The sequence below is a fragment of the Janibacter corallicola NBRC 107790 genome (assembly GCF_001570965.1).
GTDB classification, from domain to species: Bacteria; Actinomycetota; Actinomycetes; order Actinomycetales; family Dermatophilaceae; genus Janibacter; species Janibacter corallicola.
This window is the reverse complement of sequence record NZ_BCSR01000005.1, coordinates 85993-104762: the sequence shown is the minus strand read 5'-3', so window position 1 is coordinate 104762 and position 18770 is coordinate 85993. Positions and strand designations below refer to the sequence as shown.

General features: G+C 71.8%; 18 protein-coding genes. 3 read left to right on the top strand and 15 right to left on the bottom strand.

Going from position 1 to position 18770, the window contains the following annotated elements; translation table 11 throughout:
- Positions 1-18: 18 nt before the first annotated feature.
- The 12 genes from JCO01S_RS03850 to dop form a co-directional block, all read right to left on the bottom strand.
- On the bottom strand, positions 19-2805 hold the full coding sequence (locus JCO01S_RS03850; RefSeq protein WP_068250967.1) for a DEAD/DEAH box helicase: 2787 nt from the start codon (positions 2803-2805) through the stop codon (positions 19-21).
- 35 nt (positions 2806-2840) lie between these two features.
- Complete coding sequence (gene tatC / locus JCO01S_RS03845) at positions 2841-3629, bottom strand: twin-arginine translocase subunit TatC (protein WP_068251050.1); 789 nt, start codon at positions 3627-3629, stop codon at positions 2841-2843.
- Positions 3630-3695: 66 nt separating this feature from the next.
- Positions 3696-3959, bottom strand: coding sequence for a Sec-independent protein translocase subunit TatA (tatA, locus tag JCO01S_RS03840; protein ID WP_068250965.1), 264 nt, complete (start codon positions 3957-3959; stop codon positions 3696-3698).
- A 65-nt stretch (positions 3960-4024) separates the two neighbouring features.
- Entirely contained in the window at positions 4025-4987 is a 963-nt protein-coding gene (locus tag JCO01S_RS03835) for a helix-turn-helix transcriptional regulator (RefSeq protein ID WP_068250961.1), read from the bottom strand.
- Entirely contained in the window at positions 4987-5973 is a 987-nt protein-coding gene (locus JCO01S_RS03830; RefSeq protein ID WP_068250958.1) for a helix-turn-helix transcriptional regulator, read from the bottom strand. Before JCO01S_RS03830 ends, JCO01S_RS03835 begins: the two co-directional genes overlap by 1 nt.
- A 51-nt stretch (positions 5974-6024) precedes the next feature.
- Positions 6025-6411 (bottom strand): FKBP-type peptidyl-prolyl cis-trans isomerase, encoded by a 387-nt coding sequence (locus tag JCO01S_RS03825; RefSeq protein WP_068250955.1) that lies wholly within the window; start codon positions 6409-6411, stop codon positions 6025-6027.
- A gap of 47 nt (positions 6412-6458) precedes the next feature.
- Positions 6459-7472 carry an FKBP-type peptidyl-prolyl cis-trans isomerase gene (locus JCO01S_RS03820; protein WP_157074465.1) on the bottom strand — a complete coding sequence of 338 codons (1014 nt, stop codon included), beginning with the start codon at positions 7470-7472 and terminating at the stop codon, positions 6459-6461.
- A 92-nt stretch (positions 7473-7564) separates the two neighbouring features.
- Positions 7565-8953: a Pup--protein ligase gene (gene pafA, locus JCO01S_RS03815; protein ID WP_068250949.1), complete on the bottom strand. Its 1389-nt coding sequence runs from the start codon at positions 8951-8953 to the stop codon at positions 7565-7567.
- Positions 8954-8962: 9 nt separating this feature from the next.
- Complete coding sequence (prcA, locus tag JCO01S_RS03810; RefSeq protein WP_084342599.1) at positions 8963-9676, bottom strand: proteasome subunit alpha; 714 nt, start codon at positions 9674-9676, stop codon at positions 8963-8965.
- Positions 9673-10497, bottom strand: coding sequence for a proteasome subunit beta (prcB, locus tag JCO01S_RS03805; RefSeq protein ID WP_068250947.1), 825 nt, complete (start codon positions 10495-10497; stop codon positions 9673-9675). Before prcB ends, prcA begins: the two co-directional genes overlap by 4 nt.
- Positions 10494-10691: a ubiquitin-like protein Pup gene (locus JCO01S_RS03800; RefSeq protein ID WP_068250945.1), complete on the bottom strand. Its 198-nt coding sequence runs from the start codon at positions 10689-10691 to the stop codon at positions 10494-10496. The genes prcB and JCO01S_RS03800 overlap by 4 nt, the downstream gene beginning before the upstream one ends.
- Before the next feature lie 31 nt (positions 10692-10722).
- Positions 10723-12219: a depupylase/deamidase Dop gene (gene dop, locus JCO01S_RS03795; protein ID WP_068250941.1), complete on the bottom strand. Its 1497-nt coding sequence runs from the start codon at positions 12217-12219 to the stop codon at positions 10723-10725.
- Positions 12220-12262: 43 nt separating this feature from the next.
- Here dop and JCO01S_RS03790 point away from each other — a divergent pair, with 43 nt between their 5' ends.
- The 3 genes from JCO01S_RS03790 to JCO01S_RS03780 are packed head-to-tail and all read left to right on the top strand — an operon-like array spanning position 12263 to position 14621.
- The gene (locus JCO01S_RS03790; RefSeq protein ID WP_169796891.1) at positions 12263-13222 is read left to right on the top strand and encodes an alpha/beta hydrolase; all 960 of its coding nucleotides are present in this window, start codon (positions 12263-12265) and stop codon (positions 13220-13222) included.
- On the top strand, positions 13219-14214 hold the full coding sequence (locus JCO01S_RS03785; RefSeq protein WP_068250937.1) for an alpha/beta hydrolase: 996 nt from the start codon (positions 13219-13221) through the stop codon (positions 14212-14214). The genes JCO01S_RS03790 and JCO01S_RS03785 overlap by 4 nt, the downstream gene beginning before the upstream one ends.
- Positions 14211-14621: a DUF3054 domain-containing protein gene (locus JCO01S_RS03780; protein WP_084342597.1), complete on the top strand. Its 411-nt coding sequence runs from the start codon at positions 14211-14213 to the stop codon at positions 14619-14621. Before JCO01S_RS03785 ends, JCO01S_RS03780 begins: the two co-directional genes overlap by 4 nt.
- 244 nt (positions 14622-14865) lie before the next feature.
- Here JCO01S_RS03780 and arc read toward each other — a convergent pair whose 3' ends face one another.
- The 3 genes from arc to JCO01S_RS03765 are packed head-to-tail and all read right to left on the bottom strand — an operon-like array spanning position 14866 to position 18717.
- Complete coding sequence (gene arc / locus JCO01S_RS03775; protein ID WP_068250934.1) at positions 14866-16524, bottom strand: proteasome ATPase; 1659 nt, start codon at positions 16522-16524, stop codon at positions 14866-14868.
- 58 nt (positions 16525-16582) lie between these two features.
- Complete coding sequence (locus JCO01S_RS03770) at positions 16583-17599, bottom strand: tRNA (adenine-N1)-methyltransferase (protein ID WP_068250933.1); 1017 nt, start codon at positions 17597-17599, stop codon at positions 16583-16585.
- A gap of 11 nt (positions 17600-17610) precedes the next feature.
- On the bottom strand, positions 17611-18717 hold the full coding sequence (locus JCO01S_RS03765) for a site-2 protease family protein (protein WP_068250932.1): 1107 nt from the start codon (positions 18715-18717) through the stop codon (positions 17611-17613).
- Positions 18718-18770 lie beyond the last annotated feature (53 nt).

Genomic DNA, 18770 nt, shown 5'->3' with positions numbered 1-18770 from the left:
GGCCCGGGGCGAAGGGGGTCAGTCCAGCCGATCGGCCGCGACGACGCCCCGCATCACCTTGTCGACCGCCTTGCGGGCCACGCCACGCAGGTGCGGCTGCGGTGCCGCGTCGCCGATCTGGTCGAGCAGGTCCACGATCTGCTTGCAGCGGCGCACGAAGTCCCCGGCCGTGAGGTCCGAGCCGGAGAGCACCTCATCGAGCCGCCGGCCACCCGCCCACCGGTGGACCGCCAAGGCGATGCCGGCATCGGGTTCACCGGTCCGCATCAGGGCGTGCTCGCTCTCCAGGTCCTCCAGCTCGCTCCAGCGACGGACCATGTCCTGCCAGGCGTCGGCGACCTCCTCGGTCGGCATCCGCGGGAAGGCGTCCTCCTCGTGCCGCGGCTCGTGCACGAGCATGGAGACGACCGCGGCCAGCCCGGCGGGGTCCAGCCGGTCCCAGGCACCGCCCCGCAGGCACTCCGCGGCGAGCAGGTCCTTCTCGGTGTAGAGGCGGCGCAACCGGGAGCCGAGCTCGGTGACGTTCTCACCCTCGGCATCGAGGTACCCGAGGCCGGCGAGCACGACGCAGATCCGGTCGAAGGTGTGCGCGACCGAGGTCGTGCGGTTCTCCACCTTTCGCTGCAGCGCACTCGTCTCGCGCTTCAGCTTCCACCACCGCTGCGCCCACCGGGCGTGCTGCTCCCGGTCGGGGCAGTCGTGGCAGGGATGGGCCTTCAGCTCCCGGCGGAGGGCCTCGATCCGGCCGTCCTCCCCCTTCGCGCTCTCCCTGGCGTGCCGGGTCACGCTCGGTGCGTCCTCGTGGGGCGCCTTGATCCGGAGCGTGGCGGCGAGGTCGGCACGCTGCTTGGTCGACTTCGGGTTGAACCCCTTGGGCACCGCCAGACGGCCGAAGGGGGTGACCGGCCCGTCGAGGTCCGCGGCCGTGAGCCGGCGCACCTGCTTGTGCTCGGTGAGGACGCTCGGGGCGGTGGACTCCCCCTTGTAGGAGCGCGGCGGGGCGATGACCAGGGCCAGGCCCGAACGGCGTCCACCGATGCGCACGATGTCACCGACCCGCAGCTCCTCCAGCGAGACCGCGATCTGCGCGCGCCGGTTGGCCGAGCGCCGCTTGGCGCCCTCCTTCTCGAGGTCGCTGATCCGGCGGCGGATGGTCGCGTACTCCCGGAAGTCCCCCCGGTCGCAGTGCATGGCCTCGGCGTAGGCATCGAGGGACTCCTGCTGCTCACGCACCCTGCTCGCGATGCCGACGACGGCCCGGTCGGCCTGGAACTGGGCGAAGGAGGTCTCGAGGATCTCCTTGGCCGTCTGCCGCCCGACCTGGGCCACGAGGTTGACCGCCATGTTGTACGTCGGCCGGAAGCTCGAGCGCAGCGGATAGGTGCGCGTCGAGGCCAGGCCCGCGACCGAGACCGGGTCCATGCCGCGGCTCCACACCACGACCGCGTGCCCCTCGACGTCGATGCCACGCCTGCCGGCCCGCCCCGTCAGCTGGGTGTACTGCGCCGGGGTGATGTCGACGTGCGCCTCGCCGTTGAACTTCACGAGCCGCTCGATCGCGACGGTGCGCGCGGGCATGTTGATCCCGAGTGCCAGGGTCTCGGTGGCGAAGACCGCCTTGATCCGGCCGTCGGTGAAGAGCTCCTCGACGAGCTCGCGGAAGAGCGGCAGCATCCCGGCGTGGTGGGCGGCGAAGCCGCGGGAGATCCCCTCGACGAAGGCGTGGTACCCGAGCACGTCGAGGTCCTCGCCCTCGAGCACGGCGACGGCGTCCTCGACGTGGCGGCGGTTGCGCTCGCCCTCCCGGTCGGAGACGAGCCGCACGTCGTTCCGCAGCAGCTGGGTCACCGCGCCCTCGCAGCCGGTGCGACTGAAGATGAAGGTGATCGCCGGCAGCAGTCCGTCGCGGTCCAGCTCGCGGATCACCTCGGTGCGCGAGGCCGCGCCGCCGAAGCGCCCTCCCCCGCGCTGGCCGCCCCGGCCCCGGTGGCGCTCCCGGCCGCGTCGTCGATCCCGGCCGCCGCGGCCACCCCGCTCGAAGCCCTCCCCGGTCTCGCGCACCCGGGCCCGGATCGCGTCGAGCAGCTCCGGGTTGACCCGGGCCGGGTCGTCGGCGCCACCTGCCTCGTCGACGAAGAGGTCGTACATGTCCCGTCCGACCATCATGTGCTGCCACAGCGGGACCGGCCGCTCCTCGGAGACCACGACCTCCGTGCCACCGCGCACCTGCGAGAGCCATTCGCCGAACTCCTCGGCATTGCTGACCGTCGCGGAGAGGGCGATGACCTGCACGGCGCGTGGGAGGTGGATGATGACCTCCTCCCACACGGCGCCACGGAAGCGGTCGGCGAGGTAGTGCACCTCGTCCATCACGACGAAGGAGAGCTCGTCGAGGGTGCTGGACCCGGCGTAGATCATGTTGCGCAGCACCTCGGTGGTCATCACGACCACGGGTGCCTCACCGTTGATCGAGGTGTCGCCGGTGAGCAGCCCGACGGACTCCTGGCCGTGCCGCGCGACGAGCTCGTGGTACTTCTGGTTGCTCAGCGCCTTGATCGGCGTGGTGTAGAAGGCCTTGCGTCCCCGGGCGAGCGCGAGATGGACGGCGAACTCGCCGACGACGGTCTTGCCGGCGCCGGTGGGGGCGGCGACGAGCACCCCGTACCCGGACTCGACGGCCTCGCAGGCGTCCGCCTGGAAGCGGTCGAGGTCGAAGTCGAACCCGGACGCGAAGGAGGTGAACTCGCTGCGCCCTCGGGCCTGCCGCCGACGTGCGGCGGCGTATCGCTCGGCGGGGCTGGACATGCCCCCACGCTATGTCAGGCCGGCCCGACTACCCATCAGGTCATGGGTGAGGCCTCGTCATCGGGCAGGTCGGACCAGTCGGGTTCCTCCCCACGCGCGATCCGCCGCCGGTCCATGAGCAGGCAGGCGCCGACGGCGCCGAAGTAGAGCACGCACAGCGGACCGGCCATGAGGAACATCGTGAAGGGGTCCGGCGTCGGTGTGATGATCGCCGAGGCCACGAAGATCAGCAGCACGGCGACCCGCCAGGACTTCAGCAGGGTGCGCCCGGAGAGGACCCCGACCGCGCTGAGGCCCACGAGGAAGACCGGCAGCAGCCACGCCGCGCCGAAGGCGAGGATGAACCGGATGACGAAGGAGAAGTAGTCCCCTGCCTGCTGGATGTTGGCCGACTTGTCGTCGTCGGGGGTGAACCCGAAGAGGATGACCAGTGCCTTCGGCAGGGTGTAGTAGGCGAAGACGCAGCCGGTGAGGAAGAGGGGCAGGGCGGTGAGGAAGACCCCCGCCGAGATCTTCTTCTCCCGCTTGGTCAGCCCCGGCAGCAGGAAGGCCCAGATCTGCCAGACCCAGACGGGACTGGAGATGATCACGCCGACGAAGAGCGAGATCGACAGCTGCGTGGTGAAGGCGGTCGTCGCGTTGCCGAAGTTCAGCAGCGCGGCCGCGCTGTCCGGGTTGGACTCCCGGTACTCCTCGAAGGGCAGCGTCAGCTGGTCGTAGATCGGGGCGTAGAAGGTCCACGCCACGATCGCCCCGGTGACGATCGCCGCCGCCGAGAGCATGAGGCGGTTGCGGAACTCGAGGAGATGCTCCTTGAGGGGCATCCGCCCCTCGGGGTTCTTGGGCGTGCGGTGGCGTCGGGCCATTCGGTCGTGTGGCGGTGGAGTCGCTCAGGCGCTCGGGCCGGACTGGTTCTCCGTGCTCGAGTCCGCCTCATCCGTCGTGGTCGACTCGGAGTCGGTGCTCGGGGCGCTCTCGCCCTTCTTGGCGGACTCGCGTGCCCGGTCCTCCTCCTTCATCTCACTCACCTCGGCCTTGAAGACGCGAGCGGACTTGCCGATGCTGCGGGCGGCGTCCGGCAGCTTCTTGAAGCCGAAGAGCAGCAGGATGACCAGGACGATCAGGAGGATCTCCATGGGTCCCAGATTGGGCATGATGGACCTTTCTTCGGTGCGGGCCCCTCCAGTGTACGGCCGCCCCCTCGGCCCCGGACACCAGTTCAGCGGGTGTACCCGGCCAGCGCTCCGGCGGCGTGCCGGGCGACCGACTCCCGCAACCCCTGCGGCTCCAGCACCTCGGCCGCGCCCCCGAGACCGAGCACCAACCGGCGCACCAGGCCCTCGTGACTCGTCGGCAGGGTGACGAGGAGGTCCTCCCCCTTCGTCTCCCGGTGGGTGACCGGGTAGTACTCGGCGACCCAGTGCGCTGCAGGACCCAGCCGCAGCAGCACCGGGACGTCGCCGGCCCCGGCCTGGTAGGCGCCCGCGCTGAGGTCGCGCGCGGTCACTCCCTCCGGTGGCTCGGCGGGCTCCTCGAGCAGTCGCGCGGCCTCGATGCGGTCCACGCGGAAGAGGCGCACGTCGCGGGCCCGGTGGCACCAGCCCTCGAGGTACCAGTGGCCCTCGACGTGGGCGAGGCGCATCGGGTCGACGTCGCGCTCGGTGCGTTCGTCGCGGCTCGGTACGTGGTAGCCCAGGTGCACCCGGCGCCGCCCGGTCAGGGCCTCCCGCAGCGTGGCCAGGACCGCGCCGTCCCTCGCCGACTCCTCTGGCGCGACGAGCACCCGATCGGCCCCCGGCACCGCCCCGGTGGCGGCCTCGAGCTTGCCGAGGGCCCGTTCGACGGCGTCGGTCTCCCCCGCGCCGGTGGCGGCGAGGGAGCGCAGCCCGACGATGAGCGCGATGGCCTCGTCGACGGTCAGGCGCAGCGGGCGTTCGATGGTCTCGGCGTTCTCGACGAAGACGCGGCCGCCCTCGTAGCTGGCCTCGATGAGCTCGTCCGGCATCGGGCCCGCACCGCAGAGGAAGAGCAGGTCCAGGTCGGCCCGCAGCTGGGTCTGCGAGATGCCCAACCCGGCAGCCGCCTCCTCGATCTCGATCCCCTGCCGGCTCACGAGCCACGGGACCATGGTGAGCAGCCGCTGCACGCGGCTGGTCGCGGACTCCACGGGTGGCCGTGCCATCAGCGTCCTCCCTGGTGTGTTGCGCGCGCCGAGCGCAGCCGGTCCACGACGGCCTCGCGCAGCTCGGCGGGCTCCGCCACGACGACATCGGCGCCGTAGCCGGCGATCTCCTGGGCGAGCATCTCCACGTCGCCGTCGTGGAGCTCGAGACGGTCCCACTGCTCGTCGAGCGAGCTGGTCCCCGTGGCGCGCCGTCGCAGGCCGTGCCCGGTGCCGACGCGCACGCGCAGCACGGAGCGGTCCACCACCTGCTCCCCGGTGGCACTGCTGGCGATCATCCGCGTGGGGTCCAGGTCAGCAGGGCGCTGCACGGTCGGGGTCTCGCCGGTGACCCTCACCGTGGAGGCGACCCGCGAGAGGCGGAAGACGCGCGCGTCCGCTCGGTCCAGGTCATGCCCGACGAGGTACCAGCGGCCGCGCCAGGCCGTGAGCGCCCAGGGCTCGACGTGGCGGGCGTGGCTGCCGCCCTCCCCGGGCCGGGCGTAGTCGAAACGCACCGTCGCAGCAGCGATGACGGCGTCCTTGAGATCGTCGAAGGCGGGTTCGCCACCTCCCAGGCGCAGCTCCAGACCCGCGAAGGGGGCCTCGCTCCCGTCCTCACCGGCCACCACCTTGCGCCACGCGGTGGCGGCGGGACCACCCATCGCGGCGTGCGCCCAGGCCCGGCTGGCCAGGCCCACGACCGCCAACTCGTCCGCGGCCAGCTCGACCGGCGGCAGCGCGTAGTCCCGCTGGTCGATGCGGTATCCCAGCTCCTCGTCGAGCGCGCTGATCTCCTCGGTGACCAGCGGGATGCCCATGGCCCGCAGGTCCTCCTTGTCCCGCTCGAACATCCGGTCGAAGGCCTCGTCGGACCCGACCGCCCGGTAGGCCTCGACCATCCGGCGGATGCGCTGCTTGGGGACGGGGATCCGCGCAGCGAGCAGCGCCATCGTCAGGTTGAGCAGGCGCTCGGTCTTCGCCTGCGGGGTGTTCGGTGCCGCCACGGCCGCTCCCTTCGTCAGGGGCAGGCTAGTCTCCTGCCGACGGGGGTCGACTCAGCCGGCCTTGACGAGATCGACGACGAAGATGAGCGTCTCGCCCGGCTGGATGACGTCGCCGGCGCCACGGTCGCCGTAGCCCAGGTGCGGCGGGATGGTGATGCGGCGGCGCCCGCCCTCCTTCATCCCGATGAGGCCCTGGTCCCAGCCCTGGATCACCTGGCCGATGCCAGCGGTGAAGGCCAGGGGCTGGCCCCGGTTCCACGAGGCGTCGAACTCCTCGCCGGTGGAGTGGGCGACGCCGACGTAGTGCGCCTGGATGGGCGAGCCCGGCGTGACCTCGGCGCCGTCACCGACGGTGATGTCCTCGACGACGAGCTCCGACGGCGGTGCGTCGCCGGGGAAGTCGACCTCGGGCTTGGTGGTGTCGGGGTCGAAGGGCATGGTCGGTGGTCCTTCCTGTGGTGGGAGTGGTGCTCTGTCTGCTGTGCTCAGGCCTTGCCGAGGACGTCGACGGTGAAGACGAGGGTCGAGTTCGCCTTGATCGGGCCCTGCGCCTGGTCACCGTAGGCCTCCTTCGGCGGGGCGACGACGAGGAGTCGGTCCCCGACCTTCGCGCCCTGGAGCGCCTTGTCCCAGGCGGGGATCACCGACCCCTGACCGACGGGGAAGGTGAAGGGGCTGCCCCTGTCCCCCTTCTTGGAGGAGTCGAAGACCTTGCCGTCGTCCCACGTCACCCCGGTGTAGTGGACGTAGGCCATGTCGCCCTTCTCGATCGTCGGGCCGTCACCCTTCTTCAGGTGCTCGACCTGCAGCTTCTTCGGCTTCTTCGCGTCCTTGGGGATGGTGATCTCGGCGGGCTTCTTCGCCGACCACTTCACCTGCGGCATGCCCTTCTTCGGCGCCACGTCCTTGCCGTCGGCCGCCTTCGGCAGCACGCCCCGCACGTCGAAGACGACGATGAGGTTGTCCTTGCCGTTGATGCCGAACTGCTTGTTGCCCTTGGGCCCGAAGACGTCCTCGGGCGGGAGGACCGCCACGCCCCGGGTGCCGATCGTGCGGCCGTTCATCACCTTGATCAGGCCGGCCAGGCCCTGGGGCTGCTCGGTCAGGGGGAGGTAGGTCGCGCCCTCGCCATAGGTGCTGGAGCGCTTCAGCGGCTTGCCGTTGCCCTTGAACATCGCGACGTCGACCTTGGCGAAGTCGCCGATGCCGAGCTTCTCGCCCGAACCCTTCTTGAGCACGTCGAGGGTGGTCTGGGAGACCGTGACCGGGTCCTTGACCGACACCTTGGGACCCGTGTCGCCCTTCGGCGGGGTCACCTTGATGCTCTCGAGCGCGTCGAGGTCCTTCTGCTTCGGCTCGGCCAGCGTCGTCGGTCCCGACTTGGGCGTGTCCTTCGTCTTGCCCGAGGAGGAGTCCCCGTCGTCGGAGCCGCACGCGGAGAGCAGCATCAGGGTTGCGGTGGCCGCGGCGACGGCGGTGGTCAGGCGAGCTCGGGGCATCGACACAGGGTGGACCTTCGGGGCGTGGGGGTCGGGCAGTGCTCACCCTAACCACCACGGCTGTGCGACATTCGCCGCAGGGTCGGCCCGGGTCACACGTGCCCGGCGCCGCGCCCCTGCTCCATGGACTCGATGAGCCGCTCCACGCGGGCGTCCACGGCGACGAAGGGGTCCTTGCACAGGACCGTGCGCTGGGCCTCGTCGTTGATCTTCAGGTGCACCCAGTCGACGGTGACGTCGCGGGAGTGCTCCCGGGCGACCCGCACGAAGTCGCCCCGCAGCTTCGCGCGGGTGGTCTGGGGCGGCACGTCGACCGCCTCCGCGATGTCATCGTCGGTGACGACGCGAGCGACCTTGCCGGCGCGCTGCAGCACGTTGTGCACCCCGCGGCCCGGGTTGATGTCGTGGTAGGCGAGGTCCAGCTGGGCCAGCCGCGGGTCGCCGATGTCGAGACCGTGCCGGGCGGCGTAGGCGTCGAGCAGCCGGTACTTGATGACCCAGTCGATCTCGGTCCCGACCGCGGCGAGGTCCTGGGTGCGCACCGCCTGCAGCGTGCGACCCCAGAGGTCGAGCACCCGGCGGCTCACGTCGTCCTCGATGCCCTCCCGCTCGGCATACGCGCGGGTGCGCTCGAAGTACTCCTCCTGGATCTCCAGGCCGCTCATCCGTCGCCCGTCGGCGAGGCGGACCGGGGTCGTGCCGGTCATGTCCAGGCTGATGTCGCGGATCGCCCGGATCGGGTTGTCCAGGGCCAGGTCCGGCATCGCCACGCCGTCCTCGAGCATCCGCAGCACGAGGTGGGCGGAGCCGACCTTCAGCAGCGTCGTCGTCTCGGTCATCGTCGAGTCGCCGACGATGACGTGCATCCGGCGGTACTTCTCGGCGTCGGCGTGCGGCTCGTCGCGGGTGTTGATGATGGGCCGGGACCGGGTGGTGGCCGAGGAGATGCCCTCCCAGATGTGGTCCGCCCGCTGGCTCACCGAGAACTGCGTGCCCCGGCTGCTCGACATCAGCTTGCCCGTCCCGGCGATCAGCTGGCGGGTGATGAGGAAGGGCAGCAGCCCCTCGGTGACCGACGCGAAGTCACCGGTGCGCTCGACGAGGAAGTTCTCGTGGCAGCCGTAGGAGTTGCCGGCCGAGTCGACGTTGTTCTTGAAGACGTAGATCTCGCCGCCCACCCCGTCCTCGGCGAGGCGTCGTTGCGCGTCGTCGACGAGGTCCTGGATGATCAGCTCCCCCGCGCGGTCGTGGGCGATGAGGGTCGCCAGGTCGTCGCACTCCGCCGTGGCGTACTCCGGGTGGCTGCCCACGTCGAGGTACAAGCGGGAGCCGTTGGCGAGGAAGACATTGCTCGAGCGGCCCCAGGCGACCACCTTGCGGAAGAGGTAGCGGGCGACCTCGTCCGGCGTGAGCCGTCGGTGCCCCTCGGAGACGGCGGTGATGCCGAACTCCGTCTCGATGCCGAAGATCCGTCGTTCCACGTCTGCAGGCTAGCCAGTGCTCGGGGACGACCCGGTGATGCTCGCGCCACTGACGCGCCGGAAGCACCGCCGTTCGCGGGTGCGGTCGAGCACGGCGACCTCCAGGTTCTCCGCCGGGATCCTGCTCACGGGAGCGTCGTCCCCTTCGCCCCGGACGGAGAGCACCTGCACGGCGAGGTCGTAGGCCTCCCGCAGGCCCATCCCGGTGCGCCACCCTTCGCGGAGCATGGCGTTGAGGCGCTCGCTGTCCCCACCGATGGCCACGAAGCCGAACTCGTCGGCCACGGACCCGTCGTAGGTCAGGCGCAGGATCCGGTCGGTCTCCGCGGTGGCGCCCACCTCGGCGACGACGATCTCGACCTCGTAGGGCTTCTGGTCCTGGGTGAAGACGGTCCCCAGGGTCTGGGCGTAGGCATTGGCCAGGGCGCGGGCGGTCACGTCGGTGCGGTCGTAGGAGTAGCCGCGCAGGTCGGCGTACCGGATGCCGGCGACCCGGAGGTTCTCGAACTCGTTGTACTTGCCGACCGCGGCGAAACCGATCCGGTCGTAGATCTCGCTGACCTTGTTCAGCGACCGGCTGCTCGGGTTGTCCGCGACGAACAGGACACCCTCCTCGTGGCCGAGGACGACCACCGAGCGACCGCGGGCGATGCCGGCCCGGGCGAAGTCCGCCCGGTCCTTCATCACCTGCTCGGGCGAGACGTAGAAGGGGGGTTGGGTCACCGGGCACCTCCGGGATCGTCGCTGCGGTCGGCGAGGATCGCCCGGACGACGGTCTCGGTGCGCTCGTCCGCCAGGAACCGGTAGCCGTCCCGGTCCACGAGGCCGACCATCGGCCAGATCCGGCGGTGCACGTCCGGACCACCGGTCGCCGAGTCGTCGTCGGCGGCGTCGTAGAGCGCCTCGAGGCCGCAGCGCACGGCCTCGTCCTCGCTCATGTCCGCCCGCCACAGCTTCTTCAGCGCGCCACGGGCGAAGAGCGAGCCGGAGCCCACGCTGTGGTGCTGGTGCTCCTCGTAGCAGCCACCGGTGACGTCGTAGGAGAAGATCCGCCCGGCCCCGCGCGCCCTGTCGAAGCCGCCGAAGACCGGCACGACGCCCAGTCCCTGCATCGCGAGGCCGAGGTTGGCGCGGAGCATCGTCGCGAGCCGGTTCGCCCGGCCCTGGACGGACATGTCCACGCCCTCGATCTTCTCGTAGTGCTCCAGCTCCACCTGGAAGAGGCGCACCATCTCGACGGCGACCCCCGCCGCCCCGGCGATCCCCACGAGCGAGGACTCGTCGGCGGCGAAGACCTTCTGCATGTCACGGTTGGCGATGAGGCTGCCCATCGTCGCCCGCCGGTCCCCCGCCATGAGCAGGCCGCCGGACCACACGAGCGAGACGATGGTCGTGCCGTGGGTGGTCTCGACCCGCTCCGCGGGCAGCGCGCGCCCGTCCGGCAGCAGCGCCGGCGCGTGCCGCCCGACGAACTCGGTGAACGAGGCGCCCCCGGCCGTGAGGAAGGCCTCCGGCAGGCGTCCCGCCGCGGACGGGTCCCTCACTGGCCGCCCTTCTGCACGAAGCCCTTGACGAACTCCTCGGCATTGGACTCCAGGACGCCGTCGATCTCGTCGAGCACCGAGTCGACCTCCTCGTCACGGGCAGCGGCATCCGCCGAGACCTGGCCGAAGTCGTCCTCCTCCGGGCCCTCGTCGCCGCCACCGCCGTGCTGCGGACGGATTCGCTCCTGTGCCATGAGTTGCTCCTTCGTCGGTCCTGTGTCGAGCCTATGCCCCCAGGTCGGTCACGAGGTCCTCGAGGTCACCCTTCGAGAGGAGTGCCTCGGTCCGGGACCGGTCGCTGCCCAGGGGATCGGTGAGCGACACCCTCGTGACCCGCCCGGAGCGGGGCAACCGCACGACGAGGCTGTCCCACGACGCGGAGACGATGTCCTCGCCGAAGAGCTCCACCGCCCGGCCGCGCAGCCACGCCCGGGTCCCCTCCGGTGGGGTGCGGACGGCCGCGGCGACCTCCTGGTCGGTGGTCAGCCGGGTGATCCGCCCCGCGGTCTCCAGCTTGTGGAAGATCCCCTTGTCGGCGCGCACGTCGGAGAACTGGATGTCGATCGCGGTCAGGCGCGGATCGTCCCAGGAGAGGGAGTCCCGCTCCCGGTAGCGCTCCAGCAGCGCCAGCTTCGCGACCCAGTCGATGTCCGCGACCGCGTCCATCGGGTCCCCGGACAGCAGCTCGAGCAGCCGCTCCCAGTGCGCCAGCACCTCGTCGGTCTCCGGATCGCTGCCCTCGCGCTCGACGAAGGCGGTGACCATCTCGAGGTACTCGGTGAGGATCTGCACCGCCGTGAGGTCCCGGCCGTCGCGCAGCCGCACGCTCGCCTGCAGGGTCGGGTCGTGGGAGAGCACCTTCAGCGCCTGGACGGGGTGGAGGACCTCGAGGTCGCGGTCGATCGCGTCGGCCTCGATGAGCCGCAGCACGAGCGAGGTCGAGCCGACCTTGACGAGGTTGGCCACGTCGGCCTGGGTGGCGTCGCCGATGATGACGTGCAGCCGGCGCCACACGTCCGGGTCGGTGTGCGGCTCGTCGCGGGTGTTGATGATCGGCCGCTTGAAGGTCGTCTCCAGCCCGACCGTGGCCTCGAAGAAGTCGCTGCGCGAGCTGATCTGGTACCCGGGGTGCTCGCTCTCCTGGCCGATGCCCACGCGACCGGAGCCGCACAGCACCTGCCGGGCGAGGAAGAAGGGGGTCAACCCCGAGACGATCCGCTCGAAGGGGGTGGACCGGGTCACGAGGTAGTTCTCGTGGGTTCCGTAGGAGGAGCCCTTGCCGTCGGTGTTGTTCTTGTAGAGGTTGATGCCCGGCGGCCGCTCGGCGAGCCGCCCGACGGCCTCCCGCATGACGAGCACGCCCGCCCGGTCCCAGACCACCGCGTCGCGGGGTGTGGTCACCTCGGGCGAGGAGTACTCGGGGTGGGCGTGGTCGACGTAGAGGCGGGCGCCGTTGACGAGCACGACGTTGGCGAGCGTGGGGTCCTCGACGTCGGTCAGCTGCGACTCGTGCGCACGCTGCCGCGGCAGCTCGAAGCCGCGCGCGTCGATGAGCGGGTGCTCGTCGCTGTAGTCCCAGGCCCCGTGCGCCGCGCGCAGCCCGTGGGCCCGCGCGTAGGCGGTGACGACGTCACCGGAGGTCACGACCGGGTTGGCGTGGGGGTCACCGGGTACCGCGATGCCGTACTCGGTCTCGATGCCCATGACGCGACGCACACTCATGGCCTCAGGGTAGGCCGCGCCCGGGACGTGTTGAATGGGTGGCGTGAGCACGCAGACATGGATGCCCTGGCGCACCCGGGTCCTGGACCTGCTGACCCGGTCGGCCCACACGGCCGAGGAGATGACGCCCGCCGAGTTGAAGCGGATGCGCGGGAGCGTCCCCCTTCGCCCACCGGCCACGTGGATCATCGGCTCCCCCGCCGACGGTGTCACGAGCGAGGACCACCGGGTGACCGCGCGCGACGGCTTCCGGATGCGGGTGCGCGTGCACCGCCCCGACGTGCCCGGCCCGCTCCCGCTGCTCGTGCACTACCACGGTGGCGGTTTCGTCATCGGCAACATCGGGATCTACGACCCGTACCTGACGCAGGTGGCCGCGAGGGCGCAGGTCGTGGTCGCGACGGTGGGCTACCGGATGGCGCCCGAGCACCGCGCCCCCTCGGCGGTGCACGACTGCCGGGACGCGACGGCCTGGGCGTTGGAGTACGCCGACCAGTTCGGGGTACGGACCGATGCCGTCGGTGTCACCGGTGACTCCGCGGGCGGCAACCTCGCGGCGGGGATGGCCCAGCACCTGCGCGACGAGGGTTTCACCGGGCTGCGCCACCAGGCGCTGGTCTACCCGGCCCCCGACCTCACCGACCGCGAGGTCGTCGGGCTGGACCGGCACTACCCGATCCTCACCCCCGAGATGATGCGCTCCTTCCGCAGCGTCTACCTCGACGGGGCCGACGACCGCGACCCCGCGCTCTCCCCCGCCCTCGGCCAGCTGGACGGCCTCGTCCCGGCCCTGGTGCAGACGGCGGAGGCGGACCCCCTTCGGGAGGACGGTGAGGCCTACGCGGAGGCGATGTGCGCTGCCGGCGTGCCGGTCCGCCACACCCGCTACCGCGGTGCGCCGCACGGCTTCGTGAACTTCCCCGGCCTCACGTCCGCGGGCTACCCGGCCACCGAGGAGCTCATCGGCGAGGTCCGCCACCACCTGCACGGGGCGGCGGCGTGAAGCGGCCCTACCCCGGCATGGCCCCGCTGACCACGGCCCTGACCGTCTACCTGGACACCGTCGGACGGCGCCCGATCGAGGAGGCGACCCCGGCCGACATCGCCGCCTCCCGGGCGCAGGTGTACCCGACCTTCCCACCCTTCTCCTGGATCACCGGCAGCATCACGAAGGGGGTGACCGTCACCGAGGAACCGGTCACCACCGACGAGGGGGTGGGGCTGCCGGTTCGCTGGTACCGCCCCTCCGCACCCACGCCGCGGCCCCGACCGCTGCTGGTCTACTTCCACGGCGGGGGCTGGGTGCAGGGCTCGACGCGGATGTACGACCCGCTGTGCAGCTTCCTCGCCGAGCGGGTCGATGCCGTCGTCGCGAGCGTGGACTACCGGATGGCACCGGAGCACCGGGCCCCGACCGCCGCCCGGGACGCGATCGCGTTCACCCGCACCCTCGCCGGGCGCGAGGACGCCCGTCACGACCCCGACCGCATCGGGCTGGTCGGCGACTCCGCCGGGGGCAACCTCGCGGCGGTCGTCGCCCAGCAGCTGCGCGACCTGCGGCGTGGGGGCCGCCCGGTCATCCGCCACCAGGCGCTGATCTACCCGGCGACCGACCTCACGCTGGCCTCCCCCTCGATCCGGGAGCACGCGCACGCGCCGATCCTCACCGAGGCCGGGATCGAAGCCTTCCGCCGGCTCTACCTCGGTGGGGAGGACGGGTTCTCCCCCAGCGACCCGCTCGTCTCGCCGCTCTTCGGGGACCTCTCCGGGGCGGCACCCGCGTTGGTCCAGACCGGTGAGCTGGACCCGATCCGGGACGACGGCTTGCGCTACGTGCGCGCCCTGGAGACCGCCGGGGTCCCGGTCCGCGGCACGACCTACGTCGGCGTCCCGCACGGCTTCGCGTCCTTCCCGGGCGCGACGCCCGTCGGGGCCCAGCACCGCGCCGAGCTGGTGCAGCAGATCCGGACGCACCTGCAGGAGGAGGAGACATGAGCGACCCGGAGACGACCGCGACCTTCGACCCGCCCGCGCGGTTCCCCACGCGGGTGGTGCTCACGGCCGTCATCGACGTGGTCGTCGTGGCCGTCTTCACCCTCGTCGGACGGGCCACGCACGCCGAGCCACTCGACCCGGGGGCGTGGTGGCACACGGCCTGGCCCTTCCTCGCCGGCCTGGCGCTCGGCTGGGGCGCGGTGCTGGCCGCCACCCGTGACTGGCCGACCCGGCTCACCCAGGGGGTGCCCGTGTGGATCGCCACCCTGCTCGGCGGGATGGTGCTGCGCGCCCTCACCGGTCAGGGCACCGCGACCCCCTTCGTGCTCGTCGCGAGCATCTTCCTCGCCGTCACCCTCATCGGCTGGCGGGTCGTGGCCTGGTTCGTCCTGGACCGGGAGCGCTAGAGGTACCGGCCCGGACCCGGCGCCGGCGCCGTCTCGCTCTCCCGCTGACCCGGGCCGAGGTGATTCGCGGGTACGACGGGCACTTGCCCCACCGCGTCCACCGCGAACCCCGCCCACCAGCGACGTGGCGCGGCGCAGCGGCGTGAGTGCCCGTCGTACCCGCGAGTCACATCCGCGTCGTCGTGCCGGTGGCCGGCCTCGACACCCCGGAGCTCATCGACACGGTGCGCCGGGGGCCGGGGCGTCAGAGGTACTGGCCGGTCCGTGAGCCGGTGTCGATCGAGCGACCGGGCTCGGCGCCGCCGACCTTGCCGCCGACGAGGGTGCGGACGTAGGTGATGCGCTCGCCCTTCTTGCCCGAGATCTTCGCCCAGTCGTCGGGGTTGGTCGTGTTCGGCAGGTCCTCGTTCTCCTTGAACTCCGCGAGGCAGGCGTCGAGCAGGTGCCCGACCCGCAGGCCCTCGGTCCCCGTCGTGATGAAGTCCTTGATCGCGGCCTTCTTCGCGCGGTCGACGATGTTCTGGATCATCGCCCCGGAGTTGAAGTCCTTGAAGTAGAGGATCTCCTTGTCCCCGCCGGCGTAGGTCACCTCGAGGAACTGGTTCTCGTCGTCCTCGCTGTACATCCGCTCGACGGCGGCATCGATCATGCCCTCGACGGCCGCGTCGGCGTCCCCGTCGTGCTCCTCGAGGTCCTCCGGGTGGACCGGCAGGTCCGAGGTGAGGTACTTGCCGAAGATCTCCTTGGCGCCCTCGGCGTCGGGCCGCTCGATCTTGATCTTCACGTCGAGCCGGCCCGGGCGCAGGATCGCCGGGTCGATCATGTCCTCGCGGTTGGTCGCACCGATGACGATGACGTTGTCCAGGCCCTCGACACCGTCGATCTCGGCGAGCAGCTGCGGCACGATGGTCGTCTCCACGTCGGAGGAGACCCCCGACCCGCGGGTGCGGAAGAGGCTGTCCATCTCGTCGAAGAAGACGACGACCGGGGTGCCGTCACCGGACTTCTCCCGCGCCCGGTGGAAGATCAGCCGGATGTGGCGCTCGGTCTCGCCGACGTACTTGTTGAGCAGCTCCGGGCCCTTGATGTTCAGGAAGTAGGCGGTGCTGGACTCCTGCCCGTCCCGCTCGGCCACCTCGCGGGCCAGCGAGGCCGCCACGGCCTTGGCGATCATCGTCTTGCCGTTGCCCGGCGGCCCGTAGAGCAGGACCCCCTTCGGCGGCTTGAGGTGGTGGCGCTCGTAGAGCTCGGAGTGCAGGAAGGGCAGCTCCACGCTGTCCCGGATCGCCTCGATCTGGGGCGCGAGGCCACCGATGTCCTCGTACCCCAGGTCCGGGACCTCCTCGAGCACGAGGTCGGCCACCTCGGCCCGCGGGATGAGCTCGAGGGCGATGTTGCTGCGCTGGTCCACCAGCACCGCGTCCCCGACACGGACGCCACCGTCGGTGAGGCGGCCACCGGTGCGCATGACCCGCTCCTCGTCCTGGCGCATGAGCACGAGCAGCCGCGAGTCGTCGAGGACCTCCTTGACGACCACGACGTCGCCGCCCGGGTCCTCGGGATGCACCGAGACGATGTTCATCGCCTCGTTGAGCAGGGCCTCGCGGCCCACCGCGAGCTCCTCGGACTCCACCGCCGGGGAGACGGCGACGTGCATCTTGCGGCCCCCGCTGAGGACATCGGCGGTCTGGTCCTCGTGGACCGCGACGATCACGGCGTAGGACGAGGGCGGCTGGGCGAGGCGCTCCAGCTCCTCCCGCAGCGTGACGATCTGCTGCCGGGCGTCCTTGAGCGTTCGCACGAGACGCTCGTTCTGCGAGCCGACCGTCGCGGCCTGCGACTTCTGGCGGGCGAGCTCGTCCTGCAGCTCGCGCAGCTGGGCGGGGGTCGGTTCGGTGGTCATGCCGGTCCTCTCCTTCCACCTGGTGCGGTGGGTCCGTGCACCAGTCTCCCCCTTCGCCTCATCTGGGGCTCGGGGGGACCACTCCTCGAGCCAGCTTGCGCACCCGCTTCGGAGAGGAGACCCGCTCCCCCACCGCCTCGGGTGTCCACTCCGCGTCGTCGGCGCCGGGTGGCTGCTCGGGGGTACCGGTGCCCGGGTCCTCCTCCTGGGCGGAGTAACCGCGGCCGGGACGGCGCTTGCGGTCCGGCGGGCGGACGCCCGGGGCCAGCCGCCGCGTGCTGATGAGGAAGCCGGTGTGCCCGTGCATCCGGTGCTGCGGCCGCACCGCGAGACCCTCGAGGTGCCAGCCGCGCTGCAACGACTCCCAGGCCGCCGGCTCGGTGAAGGTGCCGTGGTCGCGCATCGCCTCGGCGACCTTGCTCAGCTGGGTCGCCGTGGCCACGTAGCAGATGAGCACGCCGCCGGGGGTGAGCGCGTCCGCGACGACGCCGAGGCACTCCCAGGGGGCGAGCATGTCGAGCACGACCCGGTCGACCTCGCCCGGCTCGACGGCCTCGGGGAGGGCCTCGACCAGGTCCCCCACGGTCACCGTCCACGCCGGGTGGTCGGTGCCGAAGAAGGAGCGGGCGTTGGCCTGCGCGATGTCGGCGAAGTCCTCCCGGCGCTCGAAGGAGAGCACCCGGCCGGTGTCGCCCACCGCGCGCAGCAGCGACATCGAGAGTGCGCCGGAGCCGACGCCGGCCTCCACGACCGTCGCCCCGGGGAAGATGTCGGCCATCGTCACGACCTGCCCGGCGTCCTTGGGGTAGACCACCGCCGCACCACGGGGCATCGACATGACGTAGTCCGAGAGCAGCGGCCGCAGGGCGAGGTACTCCGTACCGGAGGTGTTCGTCACCGTCACGCCGTCCGGCGAGCCGATGAGGTCGTCGTGCGCGACGTGGCCGCGGTGGGTGTGGAACTGCTTGCCCGGCACGAGGGTGATCGTGTGCATCCGGCCCTTGGGGTCGGTCAGCTGCACCCGGTCCCCCTCCTGGAAGGGGCCGCGTCGGTAGGGGGCTCCGGTGGCGGTCATGGGGCGCGAGTCTAGTTGTGCCGCAGGGCCGCGTTGACCCGCTCCGCCCGCGCGACCCCGGCGAGCACCCCGCCGCGGGTGACGGCCACGACCCCGGACCCGGACTCCTGGAAGGCGCGGACGAGGTCCATCGCGGCGTCGCGGGGGCCCAGCTCCGCGGTCCAACCCACGGGCGCCTGGGCGGTCACGGCGGAGACCGGCGTGACCGCCACCGCGGACGGCGGCACCGAGCGCAGCGCCTCGTGGTCGACGAGGCCGAGCGGGTGGCCGGTGGCGTCGACGACGACGGGCAGGGCACGAAGGGAGGTCAGCTCGGCGACCGGCCGGTCGGCGGCGATGGGCGCGGCCGGCTCGACGAGGGCCGCGACGTCGACCTGCCCGAGGGCCTGCAGGGCGTGCCCGTGGGCGATCGCGGAGCTCGCCCCGGACCAGAGGAAGGCGGCGATGATCGCCGTCCACACCGCGAGCGTCAGGTCCGGTGGGCTCCCCCGCAGCTGCGGCAGGAGCAGGACGAGCACCGCGAGCACGACGACGAGGACCCGGCCGGACCACCCCGCGACGACCCGGGCCCTGCCCTGCTCGCCCGTGGCGGCCCAGACGAGGGACTCCACGATCTGGCCGCCGTCGAGCGGCAGGCCGGGCAGCAGGTTGAAGACGGCGAGCGCACCGTTGACGAAGGCGGTGCCCGAGAGCAGCGTGACCACGACCGGTGAGCTGCTCACGGCGGCGCCGGCGAAGGCGAGGGCGCCGACGATGCCGTTGGCCAGCGGCCCGACGACGGCGATCGCCGCTGCCGACCAGGCGGTGCCATTGCGGGCGTCGAAGGCGGTGTGCCCACCCCACAGGTCGGCCACGACCCGGTGGACCGTGTGCCCGAAGACGCGGGCGACCAGCGCGTGGGCCGCCTCGTGGGCGAGGACGCTCACCAGCAGGGCGACGGCGTAGGCGGCGGCGATGAGGTATCCGGTGACGGTCCCGAAGCCGCGGGCCAGACCCGGCCCGACGATGACGAGCACGAGCACGCCGAGGACGAGCCAGGACCAGCCGAGGTAGATCGGGACGGACCCGATGGTTGCGAGCCGCAGGCCCCGCACGCTCGTCTCGGAGGGCTCGGCCATGACCAGACCCTAGGCGACGCAGCGCCAAGGTGATAATGGGTGGTGGACCACCC